Raw genomic sequence first — 25,805 nt, 5'->3', positions numbered from 1 at the left:
CGGCTGGAGACGCCCTTCGGCTCCACGGAGGAGAAAGCGAAGGGCGCCTCCCGCCGGTTGCCCGGCGGAAGGCGCCCTTCGCGTCTTCGAGTCGCGTCAGCTCAATGCGTTGAGCTTCGTGACGGTCTGCTGCTCCTCGGCGACGAGGTCCTCGGCCAGCTTGCGCATCTGCTGCGCGGAGCCTTCCTCCTGCTCGGTGCGGGCCAGCTTCCCGGCGCCCTGCTGCAGCGACAGCATCGCCTGCTTCCACTGCTGGTCGAACTGCGCGCCGGACAGCTTCGAGATCTGCTGCAGCTGCTGGTCGGTCTGCAGACCCGCGTCGGCGGAGTCGCCGGCCTCGTCCTCCGGGGAGCTGCCGGACTGCTGGCCGACGGCGGAGTTCAGGAACGCGGTCAGCTGGTCGACCTGCGGCTGCGCCGCCTGCTTGAATTCCGCGGCGAGGGCCTTGACTTCGGCGCTCTGCGCGGTGGTGCCGGCCAGCTCGGCGAGGTTCACGACCTGCTGCCGGTTGGCGAGCAGCTGCTGCGCGAACTCGCGGTCCGTCGCGGTGTGCTCGCCGGCCGGGGCGTGCCCCTGCCCGACGTGCTGCTGCGCGGTCGCGGGCGGCGGCGTGCCCGGGGCCGGGGGCTGGTCGCTGGGTTCCTCGCTCGGCGTGCAGCCCGCGAGTGCGAGACCGCCGGCCAGCACGGCGCCGATGATCGTGCTCCTCCGCACGTGCTTCCCCTCCAGGATCTGGTGGACGTCGTCCCAGGGCGGCCCGTTGATCGGTAGCTGCTGATCGCAGCTGGGCTGCCGGACCTATTGCCCCGTAGGCTAACCGGCGCCCCGCGGGCGCGTGCGGCCGACGTCGCCTGGAACCACCCGCCGTGCGCGTGCTGTCGAGTTGATCTCACTACGCGTGACTGGGCACGTCGCAATGAATAGGGTGGCTACGGCCCGGCCGAACTGCGGCCGGACGCCCGGACTAGTATCCGCAGTCGGCAGGCATCGCGACTGACGTGTGCTGCAGGGGTCCTGCAGGGTGTCGCATGCTGTCAACCGACCCAACCGGGTCGGGCGAACCCTAGTCGGGTTCGAAGAGGCTTCAAAGGGAGTGCAGGAGGCACCGTGACGGCCGTCGCGCCACAGCCGATCGCCACGCGCCCCTATCCGGTGCGCAAAACGGTCAAGGGGTCATTCCTGGCGCGGATGTTCCGCACCACGGACCACAAGCAAATCGGCATCCTCTACCTGGTCACGTCGATGGCGTTCTTCCTGGTCGGCGGCCTGATGGCGATGCTGATCCGCGGCGAGCTCGCCGTCCCGGGGATGCAGTTCCTCTCGCAGGAGCAGTACAACCAGCTGTTCACCATGCACGGCACGATCATGCTGCTGCTGTACGCGACGCCGATCCTGTTCGGCTTCGCGAACTACGTGCTGCCGCTGCAGATCGGTTCGCCGGACGTCGCGTTCCCTCGGTTGAACGCCCTCGGCTACTGGCTGTACCTGTTCGGCGGCCTGATGGTCGTCAGCGGCTTCCTGCTGCCGGGTGGCGCCGCCGACTTCGGCTGGTTCGCCTACACCCCGCTGTCGGACGCCCTGCACTCGCCGGGTCACGGCGCGGACATGTGGATCGCCGGCCTGGCGGTCTCCGGTCTGGGCACCATCCTCGGTGCGGTCAACATGCTGACCACCGTGGTCTGCCTGCGCGCGCCCGGCATGACGATGTTCCGGATGCCGATCTTCACCTGGAACATCATGGTCACCAGCCTGCTGATCCTGATGGCGTTCCCGATCCTGACCGCCGCGCTGCTGGGCCTGATGGCCGACCGCCACCTCGGTGCGCACGTGTTCGACCCGGCCAACGGCGGCGTGATCCTCTGGCAGCACCTGTTCTGGTTCTTCGGCCACCCCGAGGTCTACATCGTCGCGCTGCCGTTCTTCGGCATCGTCTCGGAGATCTTCCCGGTGTTCAGCCGCAAGCCGCTGTTCGGCTACACCGGCCTGGTGCTGGCCACGCTGGGCATCGCGGCCCTGTCGGTCGTCGTGTGGGCGCACCACATGTACGCCACCGGCGCGGTGCTGCTGCCGTTCTTCGCGTTCACCACGTTCCTGATCGCAGTCCCGACCGGTGTGAAGTTCTTCAACTGGATCGGCACCATGTGGAAGGGGCAGCTGACCTTCGAGACGCCGATGATCTTCAGCGTCGGCTTCCTGGTCACCTTCCTCTTCGGTGGTCTCACCGGTGTCCTGCTGGCCATGCCGCCGGTCGACTTCCACGTCTCGGACACCTACTTCGTGGTGGCCCACTTCCACTACGTGCTCTACGGCACGATCGTGTTCGCCACCTTCGCCGGCATCTACTTCTGGTTCCCGAAGATCACCGGCCGGATGATGGACGAGCGGCTGGGCAAGCTGCACTTCTGGCTGACCTTCATCGGCTTCCACGGCACGTTCCTGGTGCAGCACTGGCTGGGCAACGAGGGCATGCCGCGTCGGTACGCCGACTACCTGGAGTCCGACGGCTTCACCATGCTGAACACGATCTCGACGATCGGCGCGTTCATCCTGGGCGCCTCGATGCTGCCGTTCCTCTACAACGTGTTCAAGAGCTACCGCTACGGCGAGGTCGTCACGGTCGACGACCCGTGGGGCTACGGCAACTCCCTGGAGTGGGCGACGTCCTGCCCGCCGCCGCGGCACAACTTCACCGAGCTGCCCCGGATCCGTTCCGAGCGGCCGGCGTTCGAGCTGCACTACCCGCACATCTCGGAGCGGATGCGGCTGGAGGCGCACCTGAGCCTCACCGGCAAGACCCTCGCCCACGAGCGCGAGGAGAAGCCGGCGGTCGGTACGTCGGACGACGCGGAGAAGTGACCTGCGCGCTAGCCCCGCACGGCGAAACTGTGCCAGGGTAGGGCTAGCTCGACGATGAGCCCCGGCGGGCGTGCCCCGCCGGGGCTCATCGTTTGCACTGGGGCCGAGAGAGGAAGTACCGCAGCCGTGAACGCGACCACCGTGCTGATCACCGTGACCGGGAAGGACAAGCCGGGGGTCACCTCCGTGCTGTTCGCCGCGCTGACGCGGCACGGCGTGGACATCGTCGACGTGGAGCAGGTGGTGATCCGCGGCCGGCTGGTGCTCGGCGTGCTCGTGTCCACCGAGCGCGACCCGGAGCAGCTGCAGGAGGCCGTCGAGCAGGCGATGGCCACCGTCGGCATGACCGTCGACGTGGCGATCGGCACCGAGGACGGCGGCGCCGCGAAGCTCGGCTCGACGCACGTCGTGGTGGTGCTCGGACAGCCGGTGACCGCCCGGAACTTCAGCGCCGTCGCGCGCGGCCTCGCCGAGCTCGACGTGAACATCGACTCCATCCGCCGCGTCGCCGACTACCCGGTGACCGGGCTGGAGCTGCAGGTCAGCGCCCCGGACAACGGCGAGGGCTCGGACGACGCGCTGACCTCGGCGGTGGCCGACCTGGCCGCGCGCACCGGGGTGGACCTGGCCGTCGAGCGCACCGGGCTGGCCCGCCGGGCCAAGCGGCTGGTGGTGTTCGACGTGGACTCCACGCTGATCCAGGGCGAGGTCATCGAGATGCTGGCCGCGCGGGCCGGCTGCGAGCAGGAGGTCCGCGAGGTCACCGAGCGGGCCATGCGCGGCGAGCTGGACTTCGCCGAGTCGCTGCGGCAGCGGGTCGCGGTGCTGGAGGGCCTGCCCGCGTCGGTGCTCGACGACGTCGCCGCGGAGCTCGAACTCACCCGCGGCGCCCGCACCACCATCCGCACGCTGCGCCGCCTGGGCTTCCACACCGGCGTCGTGTCCGGCGGGTTCACCCAGATCATCGACCAGCTGGTGGACGAGCTGGGGCTGGACTTCAGCGCCGCGAACGAGCTGGAGATCGTGGACGGCAAGCTCACCGGCCGCGTGATCGGCGAGATCGTGGACCGGGCCGGCAAGGCCAAGGCGCTGCGCCGGTTCGCCGAGTCGTTCGGGGTGCCCGCGGCGCAGTGCGTGGCGGTCGGCGACGGCGCCAACGACATCGACATGCTCTCCGCCGCCGGGCTCGGCGTGGCGTTCAACGCCAAGCCCGCGCTGCGGGAGGTCGCCGACACCGCGCTGTCGTACCCGTTCCTGGACACCGTGCTGTTCGTGCTCGGCGTCACCCGCGCCGAGATCGAGGCCGCGGACACCGAGGACGGCGTGCTGCGGCGGGTGCCGCTGGACGTGTGACGTCGGCGGCCGCGCGGAATACCGGTGGCGCGGGATCGGATAATCCAGGTGTGTCTGATTCCCACTCCGTGTTGGATCCGCTGATCGCCCGGTACGCCTCGTGGCTGGCACTGCCGGAGGCGGCCACCGCCGACACCTCGGACGAGGACCCGGAGAACGTGGTCCTGATGCCGATGGTGCTGCGGATCGAGCGCCGCGAGCCGCCGGACCGCACGGCGCTGCTGGAGGCGGCCGCCGCGGCGGCGATCGAGGTGTGCCTCGACGAGCGCTGCAAGCCGGGCGGCGAGTGGCACGAGGCCATGCACACCTGGATCTCCGGGCGCATCCGCAAGGTGGCGCGGCGGGCGCGCGGCGTGCACTGGGAGGCGGTGCAGTCGCTGCCCGGACGCACGGTGCGCGTCGGCAATGCCGAGGTGCGGGCGTTCCTGCCGATGCGGGTGGCGGACATGCCGAAGGAGCTCAGCCGCCTGCAGATCTCCGGCAGCGAGCTGGAGGCGGACGACCCGGGCGCGCCGCTGCCGGGGGTGCCGACGCTGTGGCTGAACCCGGACGTGCCGATGAGCGCCGGGAAGTCCGCGGCGCAGGTGGGGCACGCGACGATGATCTTGGCCTCGCTGCTGCACGGGGCGGGGCTGGACGCCGAGCTGGAGGGCTGGGCGGCGGAGGGGTTCCGCTGCTCGGTCCGGCGGGCCGACGCGGCGACCTGGGCGCGACTGCACCCGCGCGACGATCCGGAGACGGCCTGGCGGCAGGCGCGGGTGGGCATGGTGCGCGACGCGGGCTTCACCGAGGTGGATCCGGGCACCGTCACGGTCCTCGCCCAGTGGAACTGATCCGCGAAATGCCTTGTTTCCGCTGGTAGCCGCTCGTGAGCGTGTTGGATCGTTATAGCGCCCCAAAGTGCTCACGACCCCCGTGACCAGCGGAAACGGGCTCAGGCATAGGCCTGGCCCGAGAATGTTTTGCAATCTTTCGACTGCTAGGTCTTTGGCGGCCTGAAGGTCGTCAAGGCCACTGCATCCTCGGGCCTGGTCGCCGGGTTTCCCCGGTAACGACCAATATGCCCAGCATCGGGGCGGCGACGACAGAGGCTAAAGTCCCGGTTCGCCTGGTCAGGGCCGCGCCGGCCGGAGCCTTCCGCTGGCGAGCACCCAGAGCGCCGCTGCCGCGATGGGGCAGGCCACCAGCACGGTGACGGTGTTCACGCCGAGACCCGCCCCCTCGGTCAGCACCATGCCGGTCAGCAGCGCAAGGACCATGTTGTTGCCGGCGTGCGCCAGGCTGACCGGCCAGATGCTCCCGCTGCGGACCCAGAGCCAGCTGAGCACGATCTCCTGACACGCGAAGGACGCGGTCCACACCAGCAGCCCGAGCGCGACGTTGTCGAACTCGATGTAGCCGAGGAAGGCCAGCGGGTAGTGCCAGACGGCCCAGATCACCGCCGTGGCAAGCGTGGCGGCCAGCGGGCGGCCGGGGAACATCCGCAGCCGGAGGTAGCCGATCCAGCCGAACTCCTCGCCCCAGTAAATCGGGGTGAGCACCGGGACGAGGAACACCAGTGTCAGGATCAGCGACCACTCGGGCAGCACCGCCGCGCTCGGCTGCCACAGCCCTGCCAGCGCCGCGATGCCGAGGGCGGCCGCGACCATGGCGAACGGCCCCAGCCAGGCCACGAGGTAGAGGTACCAGTTGGCGCGCAGCCGCAGCTTGAGCCCCGCGTCGCCGAATCCCTCCCGGGTTACCCAGCGCCGCACGATGATTGCGGCGATGGCCGGGGCGAAGCCGAACGGCAGCTGCGCCAGGGGATCTACCAGGGAGAAGCCCAGCAGCGCGGCGCCGAACATGCTTGCCCAGGCTATGCCGTAGGAGAGGAGGACGAACGCCACCACGCCCTTGAGCCGGGACGATGCCGGCTGCGTGGTGGGCCTGCCTAGTTGCGAGGTCGTCATGCGTCCAGCAGACCAACGCAGCGGTGTCCGCGTCACTACGAGCAGCCACCCGGCTCGGGTATGGCTGGGCATACCTCGATCACTACGGCTGAACCCGCTGAACCGATCGCGGTCGTCTGGTTAGGTCGTGTTCGTGCCTACTGGGACCGTGTTGGATTCGTTGCGGCGGCGCCGTTTTTTGCTCAGCAGTTGGCCGTGGCGCTCGCTCGCCTACCTCCTCTGCACTCCTCCGGTGGTTGCCGCCACGGCTCTTCCGTGTCTGCTGTGGACAGTTGTGGTGGTTGCCGCGGTCCATCCGGAATCGGCGTCGTTCGGCAGGTGGCTGGTCGCGGTGTTCGTCTGCTGCGCGGTGCTCGCTGCGGGCGCACCCCTGGTCGCCCTGCCGTTGTCCAAGGTGGAGCGGTGGCGCCTGGGGCTCGTCGACATGCGGCCCATCGCGGGCGGTCACCAGGCGTCGTCGAAGACCGCCGGATCGTGGCAACGCCTGCGCGCGCTCTACCTGAACGCAGCGACCTGGCGTGCGATCGCCTACGCACTCCTACTGATCACGGTCGTTCCGGTTGCCTACGCGACAGTGTTCGGGATCGTATTCGGGCTCTTGGCGTACTTGGTGAGTCCGTTGCTCATGCTCAGCGAAAACGGGCCGGTCGCAGTGGGTTTCGGCACCGTCACCAGCGTAGGCGAAGCGCTCTGGTACGCGTTGGCCGCATTGGTCCTGCTCCCTGCGGTGCCGTACTTCTCGGCCCTCCTCGCCGGTGCGCACGCCGCCGTCGCCCGGACTCTGCTGCAGGACGGCAGCGTGAGCCTGCGCACCGAGTTGGTCGAGGTGTCGCGGTCGAGGGCGCGGCTGGTGGACGCCTTCGAGGTCGAGCGGCGGCGGATCGAGCGTGACCTGCACGATGGCGCGCAGCAGCGGTTGGTCGGCCTCACCCTGAAGCTCGGCCTCGCCCGGCTGGACGTGCCGTCGGATTCCGCGGCGCACCAGAACGTTTCGGCCGCGCACGACGAGGCCAAGCAGCTCATGGCCGAGCTGCGCGAGCTGGTGCGCGGCATCCACCCGCGGGTGCTCACCGACCGGGGGCTGCCCGCCGCGCTCGGCGAGCTCGTCGACCGCTGCCCGATTCCGGTGGCGCTGCACGCCGGGCTGCCGGACAGGTTCCCCGCGCACGTCGAGGCGACGGCGTACTTCGTGGTCGCCGAGGCGTTGACCAACATCGCCAAGCACAGCGCCGCCACGGCCGCGTCGGTGACGGCGCGGCACGATTCCGGTGTGCTGGCGGTCGAGGTCGCCGACGACGGCCGCGGCGGCGCCGATCCCGCGCGCGGCACGGGGCTGACCGGGCTCGCGGACCGCGTCGCGGTGATCGACGGCAAGATGTTGTTGTCCAGCCCGGTCGGCGGCCCGACCCTGTTGCGCGTGGAGCTGCCGTGCCCCGTCCCATCCGAGTAGTGCTCGCCGAGGACGGCGTGCTGCTGCGGGAAGGCCTCGCCGGGCTGCTCGACAGGTTCGGCTTCGAGGTCGCCGCCGCGGTGGGCGACGCCGACGCGCTGACCACGGCCGTCGCCGAGCACGATCCAGACCTGGTGATCACCGACATCCGCATGCCGCCGGGCTTCACCGACGAGGGCCTGCGGGCCGCCGTGGAGCTGCGCCGCGCGAACCCGGGGCTCGCGGTGGTCGCGCTCAGCCAGTACGTCGAGCGCAGCTACGCGGCCGAACTGCTCGACTCGCACGGCGGCGAACGGGTCGGCTACCTGCTCAAGGACCGGGTGGTCGACGTCGAGGAGTTCGCGGGCGTGCTGCGGCACGTGGTCGCGGGAGGCACGGTGGTCGACCCGCAGGTGGTGCGCCAGCTGCTGAACCGGCAGCGCGATCCGCTGGCGGCGCTGTCGGTGCGGGAGCGCGAAGTCCTCGCCCTGGTGGCGGAGGGCCATTCCAACGCGGAGATCGCCAGGCAGCTGGTCGTCAGCGAGGCGGCGGTCGGCAAGCACGTCGGAAACATCCTCGCGAAGCTGAACCTGCCCCCGGCCGACGACACCAACCGAAGGGTCCTCGCGGTGCTCGCTTACCTCCGAGCCTGAAGGGGAGACCAACGTCCAAAGAGGACGGTCTAGTTGCTCGGGGCCGTGCTCGGGCCGTCCTACCTGTCGGCGCGGACCAGGTCGCCGGGCGGCACGTCGCGAACCCGCTTGAAGGCGTTGCTGAAGGCGAAGCCGTCGGCGTACCCGACCTTCCGGGCCACCGAGGCGACGGTGGCGCCGGGCGCGCGGAGCATGTCGGCGGCGAGCGCCATCCGCCACTCGGTGAGGTAGCGAAGGGGCGGCTGGCCGACCAGCTCGGCGAAGCGCCGCGCGAACACGGCCCTCGACATCCCCGCTTCCGCGCCCAGCGCGGCGACGGTCCACGGATGGTCGGGCCGTTCGTGCATCAAGTGCAGGGCACGCCCGATCCGCGGGTCGGCGAGGGCGCGGTAGCCGGGCGGCGGTTCGGCCTCGGGTTGCGCGAACCACGACCGCAGCGCCCGGACCAACAGCAGGTCCAGCAGCCGGTCGAGGATGACCTGCTGGCCAGGCTCCTCGCCGTCGATCTCGACGGCCAGCAGGTCGAGCAGCGGCGCGAACTCCGGCTCCCGCGGGATGACGGCCACCTCGGGCAGCGCTTCGAGCAGGCGCTCCGAAACGTCGCCGTGCAGCGGATATTCGGCGGTGACGAAGAGGTCGGACCCGTCGGCGCTGAACCCGTACGTGCGCGGTCCCAGCACGAGGTTCGGCCCGGCCGCGGCGGGGCCGTCCGAGGTCGTCCAGCAGCGGTCCGGGCCCTCGATCACCACCTGGGGCTCGGTGGTCGGCCGGTCGGCCACGGTGAACGGCCGCAGGCCGCGGACCAGGACGACGTCGCGCTCCTGGACGCGGACGGGCGTCGTCCCGGCGCCGACGATCCAGGACTCGCCGCGCAGCATGGCGCCCAGCGCCAGCGGAGCGGGCTCGCTGAACCGCACCGCCCACGGCGGCTCGGCAACCGATTGGCAGAAGACCGCGCCGCTCGCCCGCACACCGGCGAGGTAGTCCGCTAGCAGATCCACGCCAAGACGATCTCACATGTGAACGAGATGGCTGGCCATGGATCGTCTCGTGCGGCCCTGATGTGCTTGTCCCATGACGCTTTCCCCCATTCTCGTGCTCGGCGCCCGGGGCAAGACCGGCCGCCGAGTCACCGCCAGGCTCGACCAACCCTTCCGCGCTGCCTCCCGTTCCGGTCAGCCCAGGTTCGACCTCGCCGACCGCGACACCTGGGCTCCGGCGCTGGCCGGAGTGGGAGCGATCTACCTCATCCCGATGAACGAAACCGTGCCGGGTGCCGTCGTGGGGGAGTTCCTGTCGGCCGCCGAAGAAGCGGGTGCCCGCCGGGTGGTGCTGCTGTCGGCGCGTGGGCCGGTGCCTGGCGAGGCGGATCCGTACCAGGAACCCGTCGAGAGGGCCTTGCGCGCGACCGATCTGGAGTGGACGATCCTGCGGCCGGCCTGGTTCGCGCAGAACTTCAGCGAGGACCTGTTCCTGGAGCCGTTGCGATCCGGCGAGGTGGCGTTGCCGACCGGCGAGGGACGGGAGGCGTTCGTCGATGCCGACGACATCGCCGACGTCGCGGTGGCCGCGCTCACGCAGGAAGGCCACGCGGGCGAGATCTACGAGCTGTCGGGGCCTGAGCCCCTGTCCTTCCGCACCGCGATCGAGATGATCGCCGAGGCTTCCGGGCAGCAGATCCGCTACACGCCGGTGGAGAAGTCCCGGTTCAACGCCATGCTCACGGCTCAGGGAGTGCCGGTCGAGGCGGCCGAGGTGGTGGCCGAGCTCTTGGGGCGGATTCGCGATGGTGCCGGTGAGCGCGTCAGCGACGGCGTGCAGCGAGCGCTGGGACGCGAGCCGCGCCCGTTCGCGGAGTACGTCAAGGCGGCCGCCGCCGCAGGAGCCTGGACCGGCTGAGCCGCGATCGGTGGCTCGCGGGACGAGGACAGGTGCCCCTCGCTGATGGGGATCGCGACCTGCCTCGCCCGCGGGTCAGTCGTCGCCGACGCCGCGGGCCGCGAGGGCTTCGCCGAGCTCGTCGGCGTGGCGGAGCGTGCGGACCAGGAACGGCACCGCGAACGCGGGGAAGGAGCGCTCCGCGTTCCGGGCTCGTTGCGCTTCGCGCACCTGCGTCGCGATCATCGACAGGGCCGCGACCGCCTGGAGCGTCAGGCCCACCAGCAGGCCGATCCGCTCCGGCCGGATGCCGAAGCGCCGCAGCGGGCCGAGACCGCGCTCCACGGCGGTGACCAGGTCGTCGACCCTGGTGGTCAGGGTGAAGAGGTTGGCGGCGGTGAGCGCGCCGAGCAGCCGCAGGCACACCACGGCGGCGGTGTCGAGGCCGAGCATCCACCACTGCATCAGGAAGACCACCAGCAGCAACGGGATCAGCAGCCGCACGGCCTGCCAACAGCGGCGCGGCGGGATCCGGCCGACCAGGTACGCGACCGCGACCGCGAGCACGCATCCGCCCAGCGCCGGCGGCGACCCGAGCACGAAGGTCAGCACCGCGAAGGCCAGCAGCGCCAGGAACTTCCACCCCGCGCCGAGCCGGTGCAGCGGGCTGTTCCCCGGCTCGTACAGGCCGAGCGGGCTCACTTGATCAGCTCCCGGTAGAACGGGATGGCCGCGGCCGGTTCGCCGTCGGCGACCACCTTGCCCGCGTCGAGCACCACCACCCGGTCGAAGCCGTCCAGCAGGTCCAGGTCGTGGGTGACCAGCACGACTTGCTGCGGCAGCCCGTTCAGGACGTCGATGAAGTGCCGCTTGTTGCGCAGGTCGAGCAGCGTCGTCGGCTCGTCGCAGACCAGCACGTCCGGCTCCAGGACGAGCATCGAGCACAGCGCCAGCAGCTGCTTCTGCCCGCCGGAGAGCTGGTGCGCCGGGTGCTCGGCGTAGCCCTCCAACCCGTGCTGGGCGAGCACCTCCGCCGCCCGGCGCTGCCGCTCCGCCTTGGAAAGGCCCTGCTCGCGCAGCGAGAACGCGACGTCCTCGCCCGCGGTGGGCATCACGATCTGGCTGTCCGGGTGGGTGAAGATGAACCCCACCCGCCGCCGCACCGCGCGGCCGTCGCGCGCCGGATCCACCCCGTCGACCAGCACCCGGCCGCGACTGGGGTGCACCAGACCGTTGATCATCCGGGCCAGCGTGGACTTGCCGGAGCCGTTCGCCCCGACGAAGGCGACCCGCCGCTCGGTCAGCCGCAGGTCCACGCCGTCCAGCACGGTGCGCTCGTCGTAGCTGTGCCCGACGTCCTCGAACTCGATCAACCCACTCGCTCCCACATCGTGGCCACACCCAAACCCCCGCCGGAGGACAGCGCCGCCAGGCCAACGCGCGGCCCGTCCGCCCGCACCATCCGGCCGAACAACCGCACCACGAGCACTGCGCCGGAGGCGCCCCAGGGGTGGCCGAGCGCGATCGCGCCGCCGTCCGGGCCGGCCAGCCGCTCGTCGATGCCCGCGGCGTCCAGGCAGGCCAGGGTCTGCCCGGCGAACGCCTCGTTGAACTCCACGACCTCCGGCTCGTGCTGCGCGAGCAGTTCCCGCATGGCGGGCACCGCGCCCAGACCGAGCCGGTTCGGGTCGACCCCCGTCGTGCGCCAGCCCAGCAGCCGCAGGCCCGGCACGCCGAGCCGGCGGCGCTGCTCCTCGGTGGTGATCAGCACGGCGGCGGCCCCGTCGTTGATGCCGCAGGAGTTCGCCGCCGTCGCGGTCCCGTCCGGGGTGAACGCGGGCCGGAACCGGGCCAGCCGCTCGGCGCTGAAGCCCTCGCGTGGCCGCTCGTCCGCGGAGATGCCGCCGACCGGCACCAGCTCGGCGTCGAACCGGCCCGCTCGCCGCGCGGCCACGGCGCGTTCGTGGCTGCGGGCGGCGAAAGCGTCCTGGCGCTGCCGGGAAATCCCGGCCTCGGCGGCCACCAGGTCCGCCGCCGGGCCCATGTCCGGGTCGCCGATCTCGGCCGGGGCGAACGGTGCGCGGTCGTAGAAGCGGGGTGGTTCGGTCGCCGACCGCGGCCGCCACGCCCGCCAAGGAGCGGTCGACGGGCTCTCGGCACCGCCGGCGAGGAACCAATCACCCGCGCCACCGCGGATCATCGCGGCAGCCGTGGTGATCGCGGCGAGCCCGCTCGCGCACTGCCGGTCGATGGTCATGCCGGGCGTGGCCTCGCCCAACCCGGCGCGCAACGCCGCCACCCGCGCCGGATTCCCGCCGGGGCCCAGCACGTTGCCGAGCAGCACATCGTCCACTGTGGTCATATCGGCGTCGTCCAGGGCGGCGCGCAGCACCGGCGCGGCGAGCCGGTCGACGGCCAGGTGGCGCAGCACGCCGCCCGCTTCGCCGATGGGAGTGCGACGCGCTGCGATCACGACGGGGGTCCGGTTCACAGTGCCTCCGCATCGAGGGTTCCGGTCCGCAGCCGCTCCGCGATCAGGGCGCGAGCGGGCTTGCCGGACGCGGTCCGGGGCAGCTCCCGCACCGCCAGCCAGCGCCGGGGGCGCTTCGCCGGACCCAGCGCGGTGCGGGCCCGCGCGCGGAGCTCGCGCAGCGACGGTGGTGTTGCCGGGTCGATCTCGACGACGGCGGTGACGAGCTCGCCGAACCTCGGGTGCGGGCTGGCGCAAACGAGCACGTCAAGCACGCCCTCGGTGCCGCGCAGCACCGATTCGACCTCTTCCGCACCGACGATGCGGGCGCCGGTGTTGATCGCCGATCCGAGGCGGCCGAGAACCTCCAGCGACCCATCGGCGTGCCGCACGGCGCGGTCGCCGACGGTCGACCAGCCGTCCTCGGTCGTCGCGGGCACGATCGACCCGTCGCGGAGGTAGCCGTCGAAGACCAGGTCGGAGCGCACCCACAGCTCGCCGACGCCGTCCACGGGATCGCGCACGTCCACGTCGACGACCGGCCGCAGCGAACCGCCGCGCCGAACGGCGATCAGCGAATGCTCGGCCGACCCGTAGTACTCGACGAGCTCGCACCCGGGAAGCGCCTTGGCGAGCCGTTCCGCCAATGCCTCGTCCACCCGGGCCCCGCCGCAAACCACCACGCGCAAACCGCATTCGGCCCGCAACACCGGATCACGTTCCAAAGTGGACACGAGGGTGGAGAGCATCGCGGGCACCAGGTGGACCGCGGTGGCCCGCCGCGCAGCGGCGGCCGCACCGGCGGCGGACCACTTGTCCAGCAGCTCGACATCGGCGCCCTCGCGGAGCGCGTGCAACGCGCCGAAGAGGAACAGCGACGAGCTCAGCGGACCGGGGATCAGCACGCGATCCGACGAGCTCAAGGGCAGGCCGAGCGCGGCGAAGCTGCGCAGCCACGACCGCCGAGACCGGATCAGCACCTTCGGGGACCCGCTGCTGCCGGAGGTCGTGGGCAGGTAGAAGTGCGTGAGCTCGGTGTCGTCGGTCGGCGATGGGCCGCCGAGGCGAACGGCCTGTTCGTCTCGGTTGGCGGCGTGAACGGTCCGTTCGTCTGCGGTTGGCGGATCGTCCAGGTTCAGCACGAGATCCGGGCGCGCGTCGGCGAGGACCGCTGCGCGGTCGGCTTCCGTCCAGGTGGGTTCCGCGAGCAGGGTTGCGCAGCCCGCGAGATCTGCACCGAGGAAGTGGGTCAAGCGCGTCAGCGCGTCCCCTCCGTCGAAGGCGACCCTGGAGCCGTGCGGCAGGAGCCGCGCAGCGCGGCAGGCCCGCGCGAGCAGCTCCTGAGCGTCCAGCGTCGTTCCGGCGTGCGCGACCCGCGAAGCGGGGGAGCGGCCGAGGATCGGCAGCACGCTCAGCCCTCGGCGGTGGCGCGGCGCGCCGAGCCGGTCGGCGTCGCCGGGAGGGCGCGGTGCACCGCGACGGCGACGAGCGAGACGGCGACGAGCTTCAGGGCGTCGCCGGGGAGGAACACCAGCGACTGCACCGCCGCCGCGCGCAGGTCGCCGATGACCATGCCCCAGTACGGGATGCCGATCAGGTAGTCCACGGCCACACCCGCGACGTTCGCCGCGAGCAGCACGAACAGGCCCGGCTTCGGCAGGCCGCGCTGCACGATCAGGCCGACGACGACCGCCGCCACCACCCAGCCGATCACGAAACCGCCGCTGGGCCCGATGAACGGCGCGAGGCCGCCACGACCGCCGGAGAGCAGCGGCAGCCCGATCGCCACCAGGGCGAGGAACAGCAGCGTGGCCGCGCCGCCCCGGCGGGCGCCGAGGATGCTGCCGGCCAGCAGCGGACCCGCGTTCTGCAGGACGATCGGCACCGCCGCGCCGCCGAGGTAGAAGCCGGGGAAGATCCCGAGGACGGCGATGAATGCGGCGAAGACCACAGTCCTGGCCAGGTTCGCGGCGGGCGCGGCTTGGCGTGGTGCGGACACGACGTCTCCCTAGCGGTTGATCGACAACATGGCCGACCGGCGGCGCTGCCGGGCCGGGCTTCGCGCCGCGCCTCCTACTCGACTGCTTCCCGCCCGGCGGGGCCTTCCCCACCAGCGGTTCTCATCGAATCGGGCGGCGTCGGCGGCCCGATGAGCGCGGCGAGCTCAACCTACCCGCCAACCCCGCCGGAACAGAAAGCAGAACACCGAGTTGTCGATCTCCTACAAAACCGCCGACACCGCTGGCTTTTTGTCCGGTGGGAGCCCGCGAGCGTTTGTGCTGCTGTGGCGACACACCACACGCATGGTGTCTGAACAGCGAAAACGGGTCAGCTGGGCTGGTGGCGTTCGTGGTAGGGCGCCATTCGGGTCCGGTTGCCCCGAGCACCAGCGGCGCCGTGGCGGAAGGCGCTTACCCGGGATCGGCGGCAGGGCTGCCGAAATTCGATTGCTCTACGTGTCGGGTCGTGCGCACTATGTATTGGTGCGCTTTTCGGTCAACATCCCGAACTTCGGCGATTTCGCCGATCCCGCAACGGTTGCGAAGGTGGCCGTGGCGGCGGAGCAGGCGGGCTGGGACGCGTTGTTCGTCTGGGATCACCTGGTGCACGACAAGGACGAGCGTCGAGGCCAGCCGTTCGGCGACCCGTGGATGCTGCTGACCGCCGCGGCGCTGGCGACCTCCCGGCTGAGGCTGGGGACCCTGGTCGCCGCGGTCGCGCGGCGGCGGCCGGAGCAGCTGGCCCGTCAGGTGGCCACCCTGGACTCGCTGAGCGGCGGCAGGGTGATCTTCAGCGCGGGCCTCGGCGGTCCGATCGACGGCGACTTCGCCAGCTTCGGCGAACCCACCGACCCGGTGGTGCTGGCCGAACGCCTCGACGAGGGACTGGACCTGCTGCAGCGCTACTGGTCCGGGGAGCCGGTCAACCACCGCGGTCGGCACTACTACGTCGATGACGTGACCCTGCTTCCTGCGTCGGTGCAGCGTCCTCGTCCGCCGGTCTGGATCGGCGGGGTGTGGCCGAACCGCCCGCCGATGCGCCGCGCCGCGCGCTGGGAGGGCGTGGTCCCCTTGTTCAAAACGGCCGGCCACGGACACCCGCCGCGCGTCGATGAGGTGCGGGAACTGGTCGACTACGTCCACCGGCATCGCACGGATCGCCGGTCCGAACCCTTCGAGGTCGTCGTGGGCGGTGTCAGCCCGGGCGACCCCGCGGCGGCGCGCGACCTGATCGGACCGCTGGCCGAGGCCGGCGCCACCTGGTGGGACGAGCGTCTGCTCCAGACCAGCGACGACCTCCACCGGCTCGGGCCGGTGCTCGACCGCGTCGAACAAGGCCCACCGGCCTGGTAGCCACCCGCGAGCTGCGCGTCACGACACCCGAACCCCGGTCCCGCGCCGTCCCAGACCCGGGATCACCGCAATTTCAATGGAAATTGGACCCGCAATTTCAATGGAAATTGCGGCGTCGCTAGACCTCCGCTGCTGCGGACAGCCTTCGCAGGGCTCCGCGCACGACCTCCGGGTCGTGGGTGGTCCAGAACGGCGGCAGCGAGGCGCGCAGGAATCCGCCGTAGCGCGCGGTGGCCAGGCGCGGGTCCAGCACCGCGATCACGCCGCGGTCCTTCGGCGAGCGCAGCAGCCGCCCGGCGCCCTGCGCCAGCAGCAGCGCCGCGTGCGTGCCCGCCACCGTGATGAACCCGTTGCCGCCGCGCTCGGAAACCGCCTTCTGGCGGGCCGAGGCGAGCGGATCGTCCGGCCGCGGGAACGGGATCCGGTCCATGATGACCAGCTGCAGCGAATCGCCCGGCACGTCCACGCCCTGCCACAGCGACAGGGTGCCGAACAGCGAGGTCTCCGGGTCTTCGGCGAACTTGCGGACCAGGAGCGCGGTCGAGTCGTCGCCCTGGCACAGCACCGGCGTGCTCAGCCGTTCGCGCAGTTCTTCCGAAGCCTGCTTGGCGGCGCGCATCGACGAGAACAGCCCGAGCGTGCGCCCGCCTGCGGCCTGCACCAGCTCGGTCAGCTCGTCCAGGTACTGCGGCGGCAGCCCGTCGCGGCCCGGGGGCGGCAGGTGGCGGGCGATGTAGAGGATGCCGCTGCGCTGGTGCTCGAACGGCGAACCCACGTCCAGCCCGGTCCACTTCGGCCCGCCGGCGTCGGAGGGGACCTCCTTCGCGGTGGCCATTCCGGCGGCGGCTTGGGCATTCTGCTGCGGCGGCAGGCCCCATTGCCGGGCGAGCGTGTCGAACGAGCCGCCGAGCGCCAGCGTCGCCGAGGTCAGGACCGTGGTGCGCTGCCCGAAGAGCCGGTCCCGCAGCAGCGCGCCGACTCCCAGCGGCGCGACCCGCACGGTCGGCGGGCGGTTGGGTTCCGCGGACACCCACACGACGTCGTACTGCTTTTCGTCGTCGAACGCTTCCAGGAGCCGCACCGCGGTGTCGTGGATCTCTTCGGTGAGGGCGTGCGCGAGCTTGCGTGCGGTGCTGCCCTCGGCGTCTTCCTTGCGTTCCGGGCCTAGCGCGTTGATGCACGCCCAGGCCGCGTCGCGGGTCACCGTCAGCGCGCCGCCAAGGTCCTGCGGGAGTTCTTCCAGCCGACCGGGGTTCGCCGCCTGCAGCACCAGGTCCAGGCCTTCCGCGGCCTCGGCGAGGCGGTCGGCGATCTCCTCGTCGATGGCCCGCCCGCAGCGGCGCGCCGCGAGCCGCACCGCGCCCGCGGTCAGCTCGCTGGTGGCCGCCGAGGTCACCCGGTCCACCAGGTCGTGCGCCTCGTCGACGAGGACGACGTCGTGATCGGGCAGCACCGGCCGGTCGTCCAGCGCGTCGATGGCCAGCAGCGCGTGGTTCGTCACGACGATGTCCGCGCGCCCGGCCTCGGCCCTGGCGCGCTCGGCGAAGCAGTCGACGCCGACCGGGCAGCGGTGCACGCCGAGGCATTCCTTGGCGGTGACCGACATCTGCCGCCAGGCCTGGTCGGTGACGCCGGGCACCAGTTCGTCACGGTCGCCGGTCTCGGTCTCGGTGGCCCATTCCTGGATCCGCTTGACCTGCCGTTCCAGCGCGGACGCGGCGAAGGCGTCGAACAGCGCGCCGTCGTCGGGCTCCTCGGGCGCGTTGCCGTGCACGCGGTTGAGGCACAGGTAGTTGCGGCGGCCCTTGAGGATCGCGAAGGTCGGGCGGCGGCCGATCGCCTCGGCGAGCGCGGTCGCCAGCCGGGGGAGGTCCCGGTCGACGAGTTGGCGCTGCAGAGCGATGGTCGCGGTCGAGACGACCACCGTGGTGCCCTCGGCGACGGCGTGCCGGATCGCGGGGACCAGGTACGCCAGCGACTTCCCGGTACCGGTGCCGGCCTGCACGGCCAGGTGCTCGCCGGAGCCGATGGAGTGCTCGACGGCGGCGGCCATGTTGGCCTGGCCCTCGCGCGGCACGCCACCGACCGCGCTGATCGCGATCTCCAGCAGCGTGGCCAGGTCCGGGATGTCCTGCTTGGGCTTGGCCGTCAGCGGGAGTTCCGGCGCCTCCCGCTTGCCCACCTTGGCGAGGTCGGCGGCGATCTCCGGTGGCAGCTCGTCGTCTTCGTCGGGCTCGAACGCAACCGGGTCGGACCATCGCGGGACAGAGGTGGGCACGAGAAGAAACTACCGCGCACCCCTGTCCAAGAGCCCCGATGCCCCCGCGCTACCGCAGCCGCTGCGCGAGCCGGGTCCGCAGCGGCCCGTAGTCGTGGTCCAGGAAGGTCTGGCGTACCCGATGCCGAGGCACTGGAAATCGCAGCTAGCCGGCCGGACATCACGGCGCGGTGGCGTCTCTGCAGGTCAGGGCTCGTGCGTGTTTTGGGGCGCCATAGCGCTCCAAAGCGCTCACGAGCCCTGAACAGCGGAAACGCAGCTACCGGACGACGGGTTCGCCGACGAGGTTCACGCCCGCGGCGTCGAGCTCCGAGAGGGCCGTGTCGACCGTCTCGCGGGAGACGCCCGCCGTGAGTTCCAGGAGCACCGTGGTGTCCAGGCCCGCCCGGACCGCGTCGAGCGCCGTCGCCCGGACGCAGTGGTCCATCGCGATGCCCACGACGTCGACCCGGCGGACGCCGTGGTCGGCCAGCCAGTCGCGCAGCGGCCGGTCCCGCAGGTCGATGCCCTCGAAGCCCGAGTAGCCGGCGCTGTACTGGCCCTTCGAGAACACCGCTTCCACCGGGCCCACGTCCAGCTCCGGGTGGAAGGCCGCGCCGGGAGTGCCCGCCACGCAGTGCCGCGGCCAGGAGCTGACGAAGTCCGGCTCGTCGCTGAAGTGCGCGCCCGGGTCGATGTGGTAGTCGCGGGTGGCCACCACGTGGTCGTGGTCGAATCCCGCGAGGTACCGCGAGATCTCCTTCGCCACGTCGACGCCGCCGGCCACTGCCAGCGAGCCGCCCTCGCAGAAGTCGTTCTGCACGTCCACGATGATCAACGCTTTGGTCATCACGTCCCCCTTGCCGTTACCGCAATTCTGGAGCCGCCGGGCCTGACAGGAAGCTCAGGACTCGTGGAAGACCGTCGGGATCGCCGGCTCGCCGTGCGAGAGCTTGAGGCCCTCCCACGGCAGTGTCACCAGCGCGTGCCGCAGCCGCTGCCGGTCCTCCTCCAGCGTCGGCACGCCGTCGGCCCGCTTCCCGTCCCGGATCAACGGGATCTGCAGGAACCGGTCGTGCGGCCCGAGCACCGGCTCGGAGGCGCCTGGCGCTACCTGGTACACGACCTCCTCCACGGCGGTGCCGGTCTCCTTGTACCGCCGCACCGCGGCCTTGCGACCGCCGCGGGACGTCTTGTGCGAGCTGCGCTTCGCGACCGGACGGCCCTCGACCTCCACCAGTTTGTAGACCATCTCGGCGGTCGGCGCGCCGGAACCGGTGACCAGCGCCGTGCCCACCCCGTAGCCGTCGACCGGCTCGGCGCGCAGCGCGGCGATGGCGTACTCGTCGAGGTCGCCGGAGACGACGATCCGGGTGCCCGTCGCGCCGAGCCCGTCGAGCTGGTCGCGGGCCTGCTGGGCGAGCACGCCGACGTCGCCGGAGTCGATCCGGACCGCGCCCAGTCCGGTCCCGGCGACCTCCACCGCGAGCTCGATGCCGCGGGTGATGTCGTAGGTGTCGACCAGCAGCGTGGTGCCGGTGCCCAGCGAGGCGATCTGCGATTCGAAGGCGGCGCGCTCGGAGTCGTTCAGCAGCGTGAACGCGTGCGCCGCCGTGCCCGCGGTCGGGATGCCGTAGCGGCGGCCCGCCTCCAGGTTCGAGGTGGCGGTGAAACCGGCCAGGTAGGCGATCCGCGCCGCGGCCACGGCCGCTTCCTCGTGCGTGCGCCGCGAGCCCATCTCGATCATCCGCCGGCCGTTGGCCGCCGACACCATCCGGGCCGCCGCGGCGGCGATCGCGCTGTCGTGGTTGAGGATCGACAGCACCAGCGTCTCCAGCACCACTGCCTCGGCGAACGTGCCGCGCACGGTCAGCAGCGGGGAGCCGGGGAAGAACAGCTCGCCCTCGGGATAGCCGTCGACCTGCCCCTGGAACCGGTAGTCGCGCAGCCATTCCAGGGTCGCGTCGTCCACCACGCGGGTGGCCGAGAGCTGTTCGAGTTCGGCCTCGCCGAACCGGAAGTTCTCGATCGCGTCGAGCACCCGGCCGGTGCCGCCGGTGACCCCGTAGCGGCGGCCGTCCGGCAGCCGCCGGGTGAACACCTCGAAGGTGCACGGGCGGTGCGCGGTGCCGTCCTGCAGCGCGCTCGCGAGCATCGTCAGCTCGTACTGGTCCGTCAGCAGCGCGGTGCTACCCGTCGGAGAGCTCATGCCGCAGAGATTACGTGGTGGTCGGCGCGCATTCGCAGCGCGAACCCCGTGCGTGCCGGGTTTGCCCGTGCGGTCGACACTGCTGTGACGGCCGCGTGCGACGATGGGGCCATGACCTCGCCCGCTGAAATCGAGCGCGCGCAACTCGAACCGGATGCACTCGGTACCGAGGACAAGCCGTGGGTGACCGTGGTGTGGAACGACCCGGTCAACCTGATGTCCTACGTGACCTACGTGCTCCAGAAGATCTTCGGTTACACCCGGGATCATGCGACGAAGTTGATGCTGGACGTGCACCACAAGGGCAAGGCGGTGGTTTCCTCGGGCTCCAAGGAGAAGGTCGAGGGAGACGTGGCGAAGCTGCATGCCGCCGGCCTGTGGGCGACGATGCAGAAGGATTCCTGAGTGGAAGGCTGGACCCGCAAGAACGGTCACGTGCTGGCCGAGCTGTCGCAGCAGGAGGCCGCGGTCATCCGGGGCCTGGTGGGGCAGCTCAAGGACATGCTCACCGCCCGCGCCGACGAGGCGCCGAAGGACGAGCTGGCCGAGCTGACCGGCATCCGCACCGGGCCGACGACGCCGCCGGAGGACCGCGTGCTGGCGCGGCTGCTGCCGGACTTCTACCGGCGCGACCCGATCACCGGCGAGACCGACGAGGAGGAGTCGGACGCCGCCGGCGCGATGCGGTCGCTGCACGAGCCGGGGCTGCTGGAGGCCAAGACCGGGGCGGCCGCACTGGTGCTGGAGACGTGCCCGCCGATGGGCGGCCGGGTCAAGCTGACCGGCGAGCAGGCCGATGGGTGGCTCGCGGCGCTCAACGACGTCCGGCTGGCGCTGGGCACGGCGCTGGACGTGGACGAGGACATGCCGGACGACGTGCCCGACGACGACATGCGCCGCGAGCACCTGGGCGTCTACCAGTGGCTCACCTGGGTCCAGGACAGCCTGGTCGGCGCCCTGATGGCCTGACCGCGCCCTTGGCAGGGTGAACGGGATCACGTAGCCTCCCCTCGATCAAGAACGTGAATTTGGTTCGCATTCATCGAGGAGTGCAGGCCCATGCCCGTTGCCAGGAGACGTGTGCTGGCCGCCGCCGCGGCGGCACCGCTGGTCGCTTCGGCGCTCGGCGGCACCAGCGCCGCCGCTGAACCCGCCCGCCCGACCGGCTACCTGGTCGGCCGGGGTATCGCCGACGTGACCGGCCCGGCCGCCGAGAACGGCATGATGGGCTACTCGATGCCCCAGCAGCAGACTGCGGGCATCCACCTGCGCACCCTCGCGCGCGCGTTCATCGTGGCCGACGGCGACAAGCGCATCGCGTTCGTCACCGCCGAGCTCGGCGCGCTGTTCCAGTCGGTGCACCAAGGGGTTCTGCGCAAGCTCGCCGAAACCCGCGGCGAGCTCTACACCGAACAGAACGTGCTGCTCAACGCCACGCACACGCACGCCGCGTGCGGCGGCGACTCGCACTACGCCGCCTACGACCTGTCGATCCTCGGCTTCCAGGAGCAGACCTACAACGCCGTCGTGGACGGGATCGTCGAAGCGATCTCCCGAGCGCACGACGACCTCAAGCCCGGCACCCTGCACCTGGGCCGGGCCGTGCTGACCGACGCCAGCGTGAACCGGTCGCGCAGCGCGTTCGACCTCAACCCCCGAGCGGACAGGGACCACTTCCCGCTGGCCATCGACCCGGCGGTCACCGTGCTGCGCTTCGCGCAGGGCGGCCGGGACGTCGGCGCGATCACCTGGTTCGCCACCCACGGCACCTCGATGACCAACGAGAACCGGCTGATCAGCTCGGACAACAAGGGCTACGCGGCGTTCGCCTGGGAACAACGCGGCGACGACTTCGTCGCCTGCTTCGCGCAGACCAACTCGGGCGACATGTCGCCGAACCTGAACCTGGCGCCCGGTTCCGGCCCGACCGACGACGAGTTCGTGAACACCCGGATCATCGGCGAACGCCAGTTCCGCGCCGCCAAGCGCGCTTTCGACGCGGCGCGGGAGCAGATCGGCGGCGCCGTGGACCACCGGATGAGCTTCGTGGACATGTCGAAGGTCACTGTGGACGGTCGGTTCACGCCGGACGGCGAGCAGCACTCCGCCTGCACCGCCGCGATCGGCGTGTCCATGCTCGCCGGAAGCCGCGAGGACGGGCCCGGACTCCCGATCCCCGAAGGCATCCGCAATCCGTTCCTGGACTGGCTCGGCGGCGCGGACGCGCCCATCCCGGCGGGGCTGGCGGACGAGCAGGCGCCCAAGCCGATCGCGGTGCCCTTCGGCGCGATGAAGCCCTACCCGTGGTGCCCGGAAGTGCTGCCGCTGCAACTGATCCGGATCGGCCAGCTGCACCTGGTGGCCGGGCCCGCCGAATTCACCATCGTGGCCGGGCTCCGGATCCGCCGCGCCGTCGCCGACGAGCTGGGCGTGCCGCTGGAGAACGTGCTGGTGCAGGGCTACGCCAACGCGTACAGCCAGTACGTGACCACGCCGGAGGAGTACGACGCCCAGCAGTACGAGGGCGCCTCCACCCTGTTCGGCAGGTACACGCTGCCCGCCTACCAGCAGGAGTTCACCCGGCTGGCCAGCGCGATGCGGTCCGGGAAGCCGGTCCCGCCCGGGCCGACCCCGCGCGACCTGCGCGGCAAGCTGATCAACTTCCAGCCCGGCGTGGTCTTCGACGACAAGCCGCCGGGCCGCGAATTCGGCGACGTGCTCACCGAACCCGCCAACCGCTACCGGCGCGGCGAACAGGTCTCGGCGGCGTTCGTGACCGGCCACCCGAAGAACGACCTGCGCCGCGGCGGCACCTTCGCCGAGGTCCAACGCCAGGTGGACGGCGGCTGGCGGCGCGTGGCCGACGACCGGCACTGGTCGACGAAGTACCACTGGGCGCGCAGCGGTGTAGCGACCTCGACGGCGACGATCACCTGGGACGTCCCGGACAACGCCCCGGCCGGCCGCTACCGGATCGTCCACCGCGGCAACTGGAAGAACAGCTGGAACGGCTCGATCAACGCCTTCACCGGCGCCACGCAAACCTTCGTGATCACCTGAGATCCGCCGACCGTCGACAACGCCGCCCCGACTTCTCCGGCGCGGCCGGGTCAGCCGTGGAGGTCGCGGTAGGCGCGTTCGGCTCCGGGGTGCAGGGGGACCGCTCCCGTGCTGATCAGGTTCCGGACGTCCAGGAACTGGGTGCCCACCGTCTGCTGCGGCACCAGGAACGGCGCTCGCAGCACCAGGACCCGGACCACCGCTTCGGCCAGGTCGGCGGGGAGTTCCGGGGTGCAGGCCAGGATGTTGGGCACGCCGACCGTCGGGATCCGGCTGGTCCGCCGGTAGGCGCCGGGCGGCACCAGCACCGGGTCGCACAGCGGGCCGCAGCCGGCCTCCGCCGCATCGAGCGGCAGCAGGCGGATGCCGACCCGGTCGTCGAGCGTCTTGAGCACCGGCGTCGGCAGGCCGCCGGACCACAGCAGCGCATCGATCCGGCCGCGTTCCAGCGCGTCGATCGCTTCTTCCAGCGGCAGCGATTCGCGGCGCACCCCGGGATGTGCCGCCAGCAGGTTCGCCCCCAGCAATGCCGTCCCGGACTTCGGCGCGCCGATCGACACTGTGCGTCCGGCCAGCTCGGCGAGGCTGTGCACGGGACTGCCGGCCAGCACGACGAGCTGCGTGTAGTTCTCGTACACCTGCCCGAGGGCACGTAGCTCAACCCTGGGGCCGAGATCGCCGTTCTGCGCCGCCGCCGCGGTGTGCGCGAGCACCATGCCCAGATCGGCCGACCCGTCGCGCAGCAGCTCGACATTGGCGACGCTGCCCTGGCTGCTCAGCACCGGCATCCGCAGGCCGGGCACCGCCGCGGAAACCTCGGCGGCCAGCTGACCGGCGAAGGCCGTGTAGAAGCCGCCCGGCTCGCCGGCGGCGATGCGCAGCGTGCGCTCGGGCGTCCGCCCGGTGCAGGCGCTGACCAGCCCGGCAGCGGCCAGGGCGAGCAGGGCTCGGCGGCGAATCACGTCTCCTCCCGGACCGGCAGGTCGAGCCGCACCGACAAGCCGTGCGGCCGGACGGGCTCGATTCGCAGCGAGCCGCCGCGCGCGGTCACCAGCCGGTCGGCGATGGCCAGCCCGAGCCCGGAACCGCGGCTGCCGCGATGCCGCCCGGCGCGCCAGAAGCGTTGCGCGGCAAGGGATATCTCCGCATCGGACAGGCCGGGGCCGGTGTCGCCGACGGTGAGCGCGCAGCTGCCCGGCCCGGCCTCGCATCGCACCGACACGGTCGCCGCAGATCCGGCGTACTTGATGGCGTTGTCCAGCAGGATGTCGAGGATCTGGGCGAGGTCGTCGGCCGGGAGGTCCGCCTCGGCGTCGTCGAGGCGGGCCTCGGCGAACCGGACCCCGGCGGCCTCGGCCGCCGGCCGCCACGCCTCGATCCGGTCGGCCGCCACCGCCGCCACGTCGCTGGGCTCCACCGCTGACCCGCCGGGTTCGCGATCCGCCGTGGCCAGGGCCAGCAGCCGGTCCAGCAGCGACTCCAGCCGGTCCACCTCGTCCAAAGTGGACCGGTAGGTAAGCGCTCCTTCCGGCGTGATCCGCCGTTCCAGCGCGTCGACCCGCAGGCGCAGCGCGGCCATCGGGTTGCGCAGCTGGTGCGATGCGTCCGCGACGAGGCGCCGCTGCTGCTCCTCGGCGTCCGCGACGGCCTCCGACATGCGGTTGAAGGACACCGCCAGCTCCCGCAGTTCCGGCGGCCCGGCGTCCTCCGGAACCCGCGAGCGGCGCGATCCGGCGCCGACCGCCCGCACCCCGGCCCGCAACTCCGCCAACGGCCGCAGGATCCACCGGGCCAGCACCAACGCGAGCAGCCCGCACACCACCAAGGCGCTCAGCGCGCCCGCCACGATCAGCGCCCACCGCGAGGCGATGTCCTGCGTCGCGTGCTGCACCGAGGCACGCAGCACGACCGCGCCGGTCACCCGGGTGCCGTCACCGACCGGCCGGTACCGGATCAGCTCGCCCTCGGACCACGGCCGCAGCCACGGCACCGGCCCGGCCGGCTCGTTGCGCAGCGCCTTGTCGATCGACTCGGCGACGTCGGTGGCGCGCATGCCGCCGGTTTCCACGACCGGCACGCGGGTGGTGTCGACCACCACCAGCGGCTCGCCGTAGAGCTCCGCGTAACGGCTCGCCTCGGCGCGCAGCTGGGCGGTGTCGCCGGTGCTGAACGCGTGGTCGGCGAGGGCGGCGAACCGGTCGAGATCGGCGGTGCGGGCGAGCACCAGCTGCTGCGTCCGCTCCGCGGCGGTGGCGCGCAGCAGCGGAGCGGCGAACCCGGCCACCGCGAGGACCGAGAAGGTGAGCAGCACCAGCAACAAGCGTCGGCGCATCAGCGG

At 71.7% G+C, this 25,805-nt stretch carries 23 protein-coding genes; 10 read left to right on the top strand and 13 right to left on the bottom strand.

Going from position 1 to position 25,805, the window contains the following annotated elements:
• Positions 1-96: 96 nt before the first annotated feature.
• Entirely contained in the window at positions 97-714 is a 618-nt protein-coding gene (locus tag AC07FN_RS26470; protein ID WP_478398065.1) for a DUF305 domain-containing protein, read from the bottom strand.
• A gap of 393 nt (positions 715-1,107) precedes the next feature.
• On the opposite strand from AC07FN_RS26470, the gene ctaD reads away from it, so the two are divergent.
• From ctaD to AC07FN_RS26455, 3 genes are all read left to right on the top strand, one after another.
• A complete protein-coding gene (gene ctaD, locus AC07FN_RS26465) occupies positions 1,108-2,856 on the top strand; it encodes an aa3-type cytochrome oxidase subunit I (protein ID WP_478398064.1) in 1,749 nt (582 codons plus the stop codon).
• Positions 2,857-2,982: 126 nt separating this feature from the next.
• Positions 2,983-4,209, top strand: a complete 1,227-nt coding sequence (gene serB, locus AC07FN_RS26460) for a phosphoserine phosphatase SerB (RefSeq protein WP_478398063.1) — start codon at positions 2,983-2,985, stop codon at positions 4,207-4,209.
• A 50-nt stretch (positions 4,210-4,259) separates the two neighbouring features.
• Positions 4,260-5,042: a peptidyl-tRNA hydrolase gene (locus tag AC07FN_RS26455; protein ID WP_478398062.1), complete on the top strand. Its 783-nt coding sequence runs from the start codon at positions 4,260-4,262 to the stop codon at positions 5,040-5,042.
• Between the two features lie 279 nt (positions 5,043-5,321).
• Here AC07FN_RS26455 and AC07FN_RS26450 read toward each other — a convergent pair whose 3' ends face one another.
• A complete protein-coding gene (locus AC07FN_RS26450; RefSeq protein WP_478398061.1) occupies positions 5,322-6,158 on the bottom strand; it encodes a CPBP family glutamic-type intramembrane protease in 837 nt (278 codons plus the stop codon).
• A 277-nt stretch (positions 6,159-6,435) separates the two neighbouring features.
• Here AC07FN_RS26450 and AC07FN_RS26445 point away from each other — a divergent pair, with 277 nt between their 5' ends.
• Positions 6,436-7,608 (top strand): sensor histidine kinase, encoded by a 1,173-nt coding sequence (locus AC07FN_RS26445; RefSeq protein WP_478398060.1) that lies wholly within the window; start codon positions 6,436-6,438, stop codon positions 7,606-7,608.
• Entirely contained in the window at positions 7,599-8,240 is a 642-nt protein-coding gene (locus tag AC07FN_RS26440; protein ID WP_478398084.1) for a response regulator transcription factor, read from the top strand. The genes AC07FN_RS26445 and AC07FN_RS26440 overlap by 10 nt, the downstream gene beginning before the upstream one ends.
• 59 nt (positions 8,241-8,299) lie before the next feature.
• On the opposite strand, the gene AC07FN_RS26435 is transcribed toward AC07FN_RS26440, so the two are convergent.
• On the bottom strand, positions 8,300-9,241 hold the full coding sequence (locus AC07FN_RS26435) for an AraC family transcriptional regulator (protein WP_478398059.1): 942 nt from the start codon (positions 9,239-9,241) through the stop codon (positions 8,300-8,302).
• A gap of 73 nt (positions 9,242-9,314) precedes the next feature.
• On the opposite strand from AC07FN_RS26435, the gene AC07FN_RS26430 reads away from it, so the two are divergent.
• Positions 9,315-10,139 carry an NAD(P)H-binding protein gene (locus AC07FN_RS26430; RefSeq protein WP_478398058.1) on the top strand — a complete coding sequence of 275 codons (825 nt, stop codon included), beginning with the start codon at positions 9,315-9,317 and terminating at the stop codon, positions 10,137-10,139.
• A gap of 75 nt (positions 10,140-10,214) precedes the next feature.
• On the opposite strand, the gene AC07FN_RS26425 is transcribed toward AC07FN_RS26430, so the two are convergent.
• The 5 genes from AC07FN_RS26425 to AC07FN_RS26405 are packed head-to-tail and all read right to left on the bottom strand — an operon-like array spanning position 10,215 to position 14,587.
• Positions 10,215-10,820, bottom strand: a complete 606-nt coding sequence (locus tag AC07FN_RS26425; protein WP_478398057.1) for an energy-coupling factor transporter transmembrane component T family protein — start codon at positions 10,818-10,820, stop codon at positions 10,215-10,217.
• Positions 10,817-11,491: an energy-coupling factor ABC transporter ATP-binding protein gene (locus tag AC07FN_RS26420; protein WP_478398056.1), complete on the bottom strand. Its 675-nt coding sequence runs from the start codon at positions 11,489-11,491 to the stop codon at positions 10,817-10,819. The genes AC07FN_RS26425 and AC07FN_RS26420 overlap by 4 nt, the downstream gene beginning before the upstream one ends.
• A complete protein-coding gene (locus tag AC07FN_RS26415) occupies positions 11,488-12,609 on the bottom strand; it encodes a thiolase family protein (protein ID WP_478398055.1) in 1,122 nt (373 codons plus the stop codon). The genes AC07FN_RS26420 and AC07FN_RS26415 overlap by 4 nt, the downstream gene beginning before the upstream one ends.
• The gene (locus AC07FN_RS26410; RefSeq protein ID WP_478398054.1) at positions 12,606-13,997 is read right to left on the bottom strand and encodes a class I adenylate-forming enzyme family protein; all 1,392 of its coding nucleotides are present in this window, start codon (positions 13,995-13,997) and stop codon (positions 12,606-12,608) included. The genes AC07FN_RS26415 and AC07FN_RS26410 overlap by 4 nt, the downstream gene beginning before the upstream one ends.
• A gap of 2 nt (positions 13,998-13,999) precedes the next feature.
• Positions 14,000-14,587 carry a biotin transporter BioY gene (locus AC07FN_RS26405; RefSeq protein ID WP_478398053.1) on the bottom strand — a complete coding sequence of 196 codons (588 nt, stop codon included), beginning with the start codon at positions 14,585-14,587 and terminating at the stop codon, positions 14,000-14,002.
• A 484-nt stretch (positions 14,588-15,071) separates the two neighbouring features.
• Here AC07FN_RS26405 and AC07FN_RS26400 point away from each other — a divergent pair, with 484 nt between their 5' ends.
• The gene (locus AC07FN_RS26400) at positions 15,072-15,941 is read left to right on the top strand and encodes an LLM class flavin-dependent oxidoreductase (RefSeq protein WP_478398052.1); all 870 of its coding nucleotides are present in this window, start codon (positions 15,072-15,074) and stop codon (positions 15,939-15,941) included.
• A gap of 118 nt (positions 15,942-16,059) precedes the next feature.
• On the opposite strand, the gene AC07FN_RS26395 is transcribed toward AC07FN_RS26400, so the two are convergent.
• The 3 genes from AC07FN_RS26395 to AC07FN_RS26385 form a co-directional block, all read right to left on the bottom strand.
• Positions 16,060-18,219: an ATP-dependent DNA helicase gene (locus tag AC07FN_RS26395; protein WP_478398051.1), complete on the bottom strand. Its 2,160-nt coding sequence runs from the start codon at positions 18,217-18,219 to the stop codon at positions 16,060-16,062.
• Positions 18,220-18,478: 259 nt separating this feature from the next.
• Positions 18,479-19,048: a nicotinamidase gene (locus AC07FN_RS26390; protein WP_478398050.1), complete on the bottom strand. Its 570-nt coding sequence runs from the start codon at positions 19,046-19,048 to the stop codon at positions 18,479-18,481.
• A 54-nt stretch (positions 19,049-19,102) separates the two neighbouring features.
• Positions 19,103-20,407, bottom strand: a complete 1,305-nt coding sequence (locus AC07FN_RS26385) for a nicotinate phosphoribosyltransferase (protein WP_478398049.1) — start codon at positions 20,405-20,407, stop codon at positions 19,103-19,105.
• Positions 20,408-20,518: 111 nt separating this feature from the next.
• Between AC07FN_RS26385 and clpS the strand changes: the two genes are divergently transcribed.
• The 3 genes from clpS to AC07FN_RS26370 all read left to right on the top strand — a co-directional run bounded on the left by clpS (position 20,519) and on the right by AC07FN_RS26370 (position 23,467).
• Positions 20,519-20,812 (top strand): ATP-dependent Clp protease adapter ClpS, encoded by a 294-nt coding sequence (gene clpS / locus AC07FN_RS26380; protein WP_010693751.1) that lies wholly within the window; start codon positions 20,519-20,521, stop codon positions 20,810-20,812.
• On the top strand, positions 20,813-21,376 hold the full coding sequence (locus AC07FN_RS26375; RefSeq protein WP_478398048.1) for a DUF2017 domain-containing protein: 564 nt from the start codon (positions 20,813-20,815) through the stop codon (positions 21,374-21,376). It begins immediately after the preceding gene.
• 90 nt (positions 21,377-21,466) lie between these two features.
• A complete protein-coding gene (locus tag AC07FN_RS26370; RefSeq protein ID WP_478398047.1) occupies positions 21,467-23,467 on the top strand; it encodes a neutral/alkaline ceramidase in 2,001 nt (666 codons plus the stop codon).
• Positions 23,468-23,517: 50 nt separating this feature from the next.
• Here AC07FN_RS26370 and AC07FN_RS26365 read toward each other — a convergent pair whose 3' ends face one another.
• Entirely contained in the window at positions 23,518-24,426 is a 909-nt protein-coding gene (locus tag AC07FN_RS26365) for a TAXI family TRAP transporter solute-binding subunit (protein ID WP_478398083.1), read from the bottom strand.
• Complete coding sequence (locus AC07FN_RS26360) at positions 24,426-25,799, bottom strand: sensor histidine kinase (RefSeq protein ID WP_478398046.1); 1,374 nt, start codon at positions 25,797-25,799, stop codon at positions 24,426-24,428. The genes AC07FN_RS26365 and AC07FN_RS26360 overlap by 1 nt, the downstream gene beginning before the upstream one ends.
• Positions 25,800-25,805 lie beyond the last annotated feature (6 nt).

It is taken from the genome of Saccharopolyspora sp. NPDC045941, from assembly GCF_056431445.1.
This window is presented reverse-complemented; position numbering and strand designations above follow the sequence as displayed.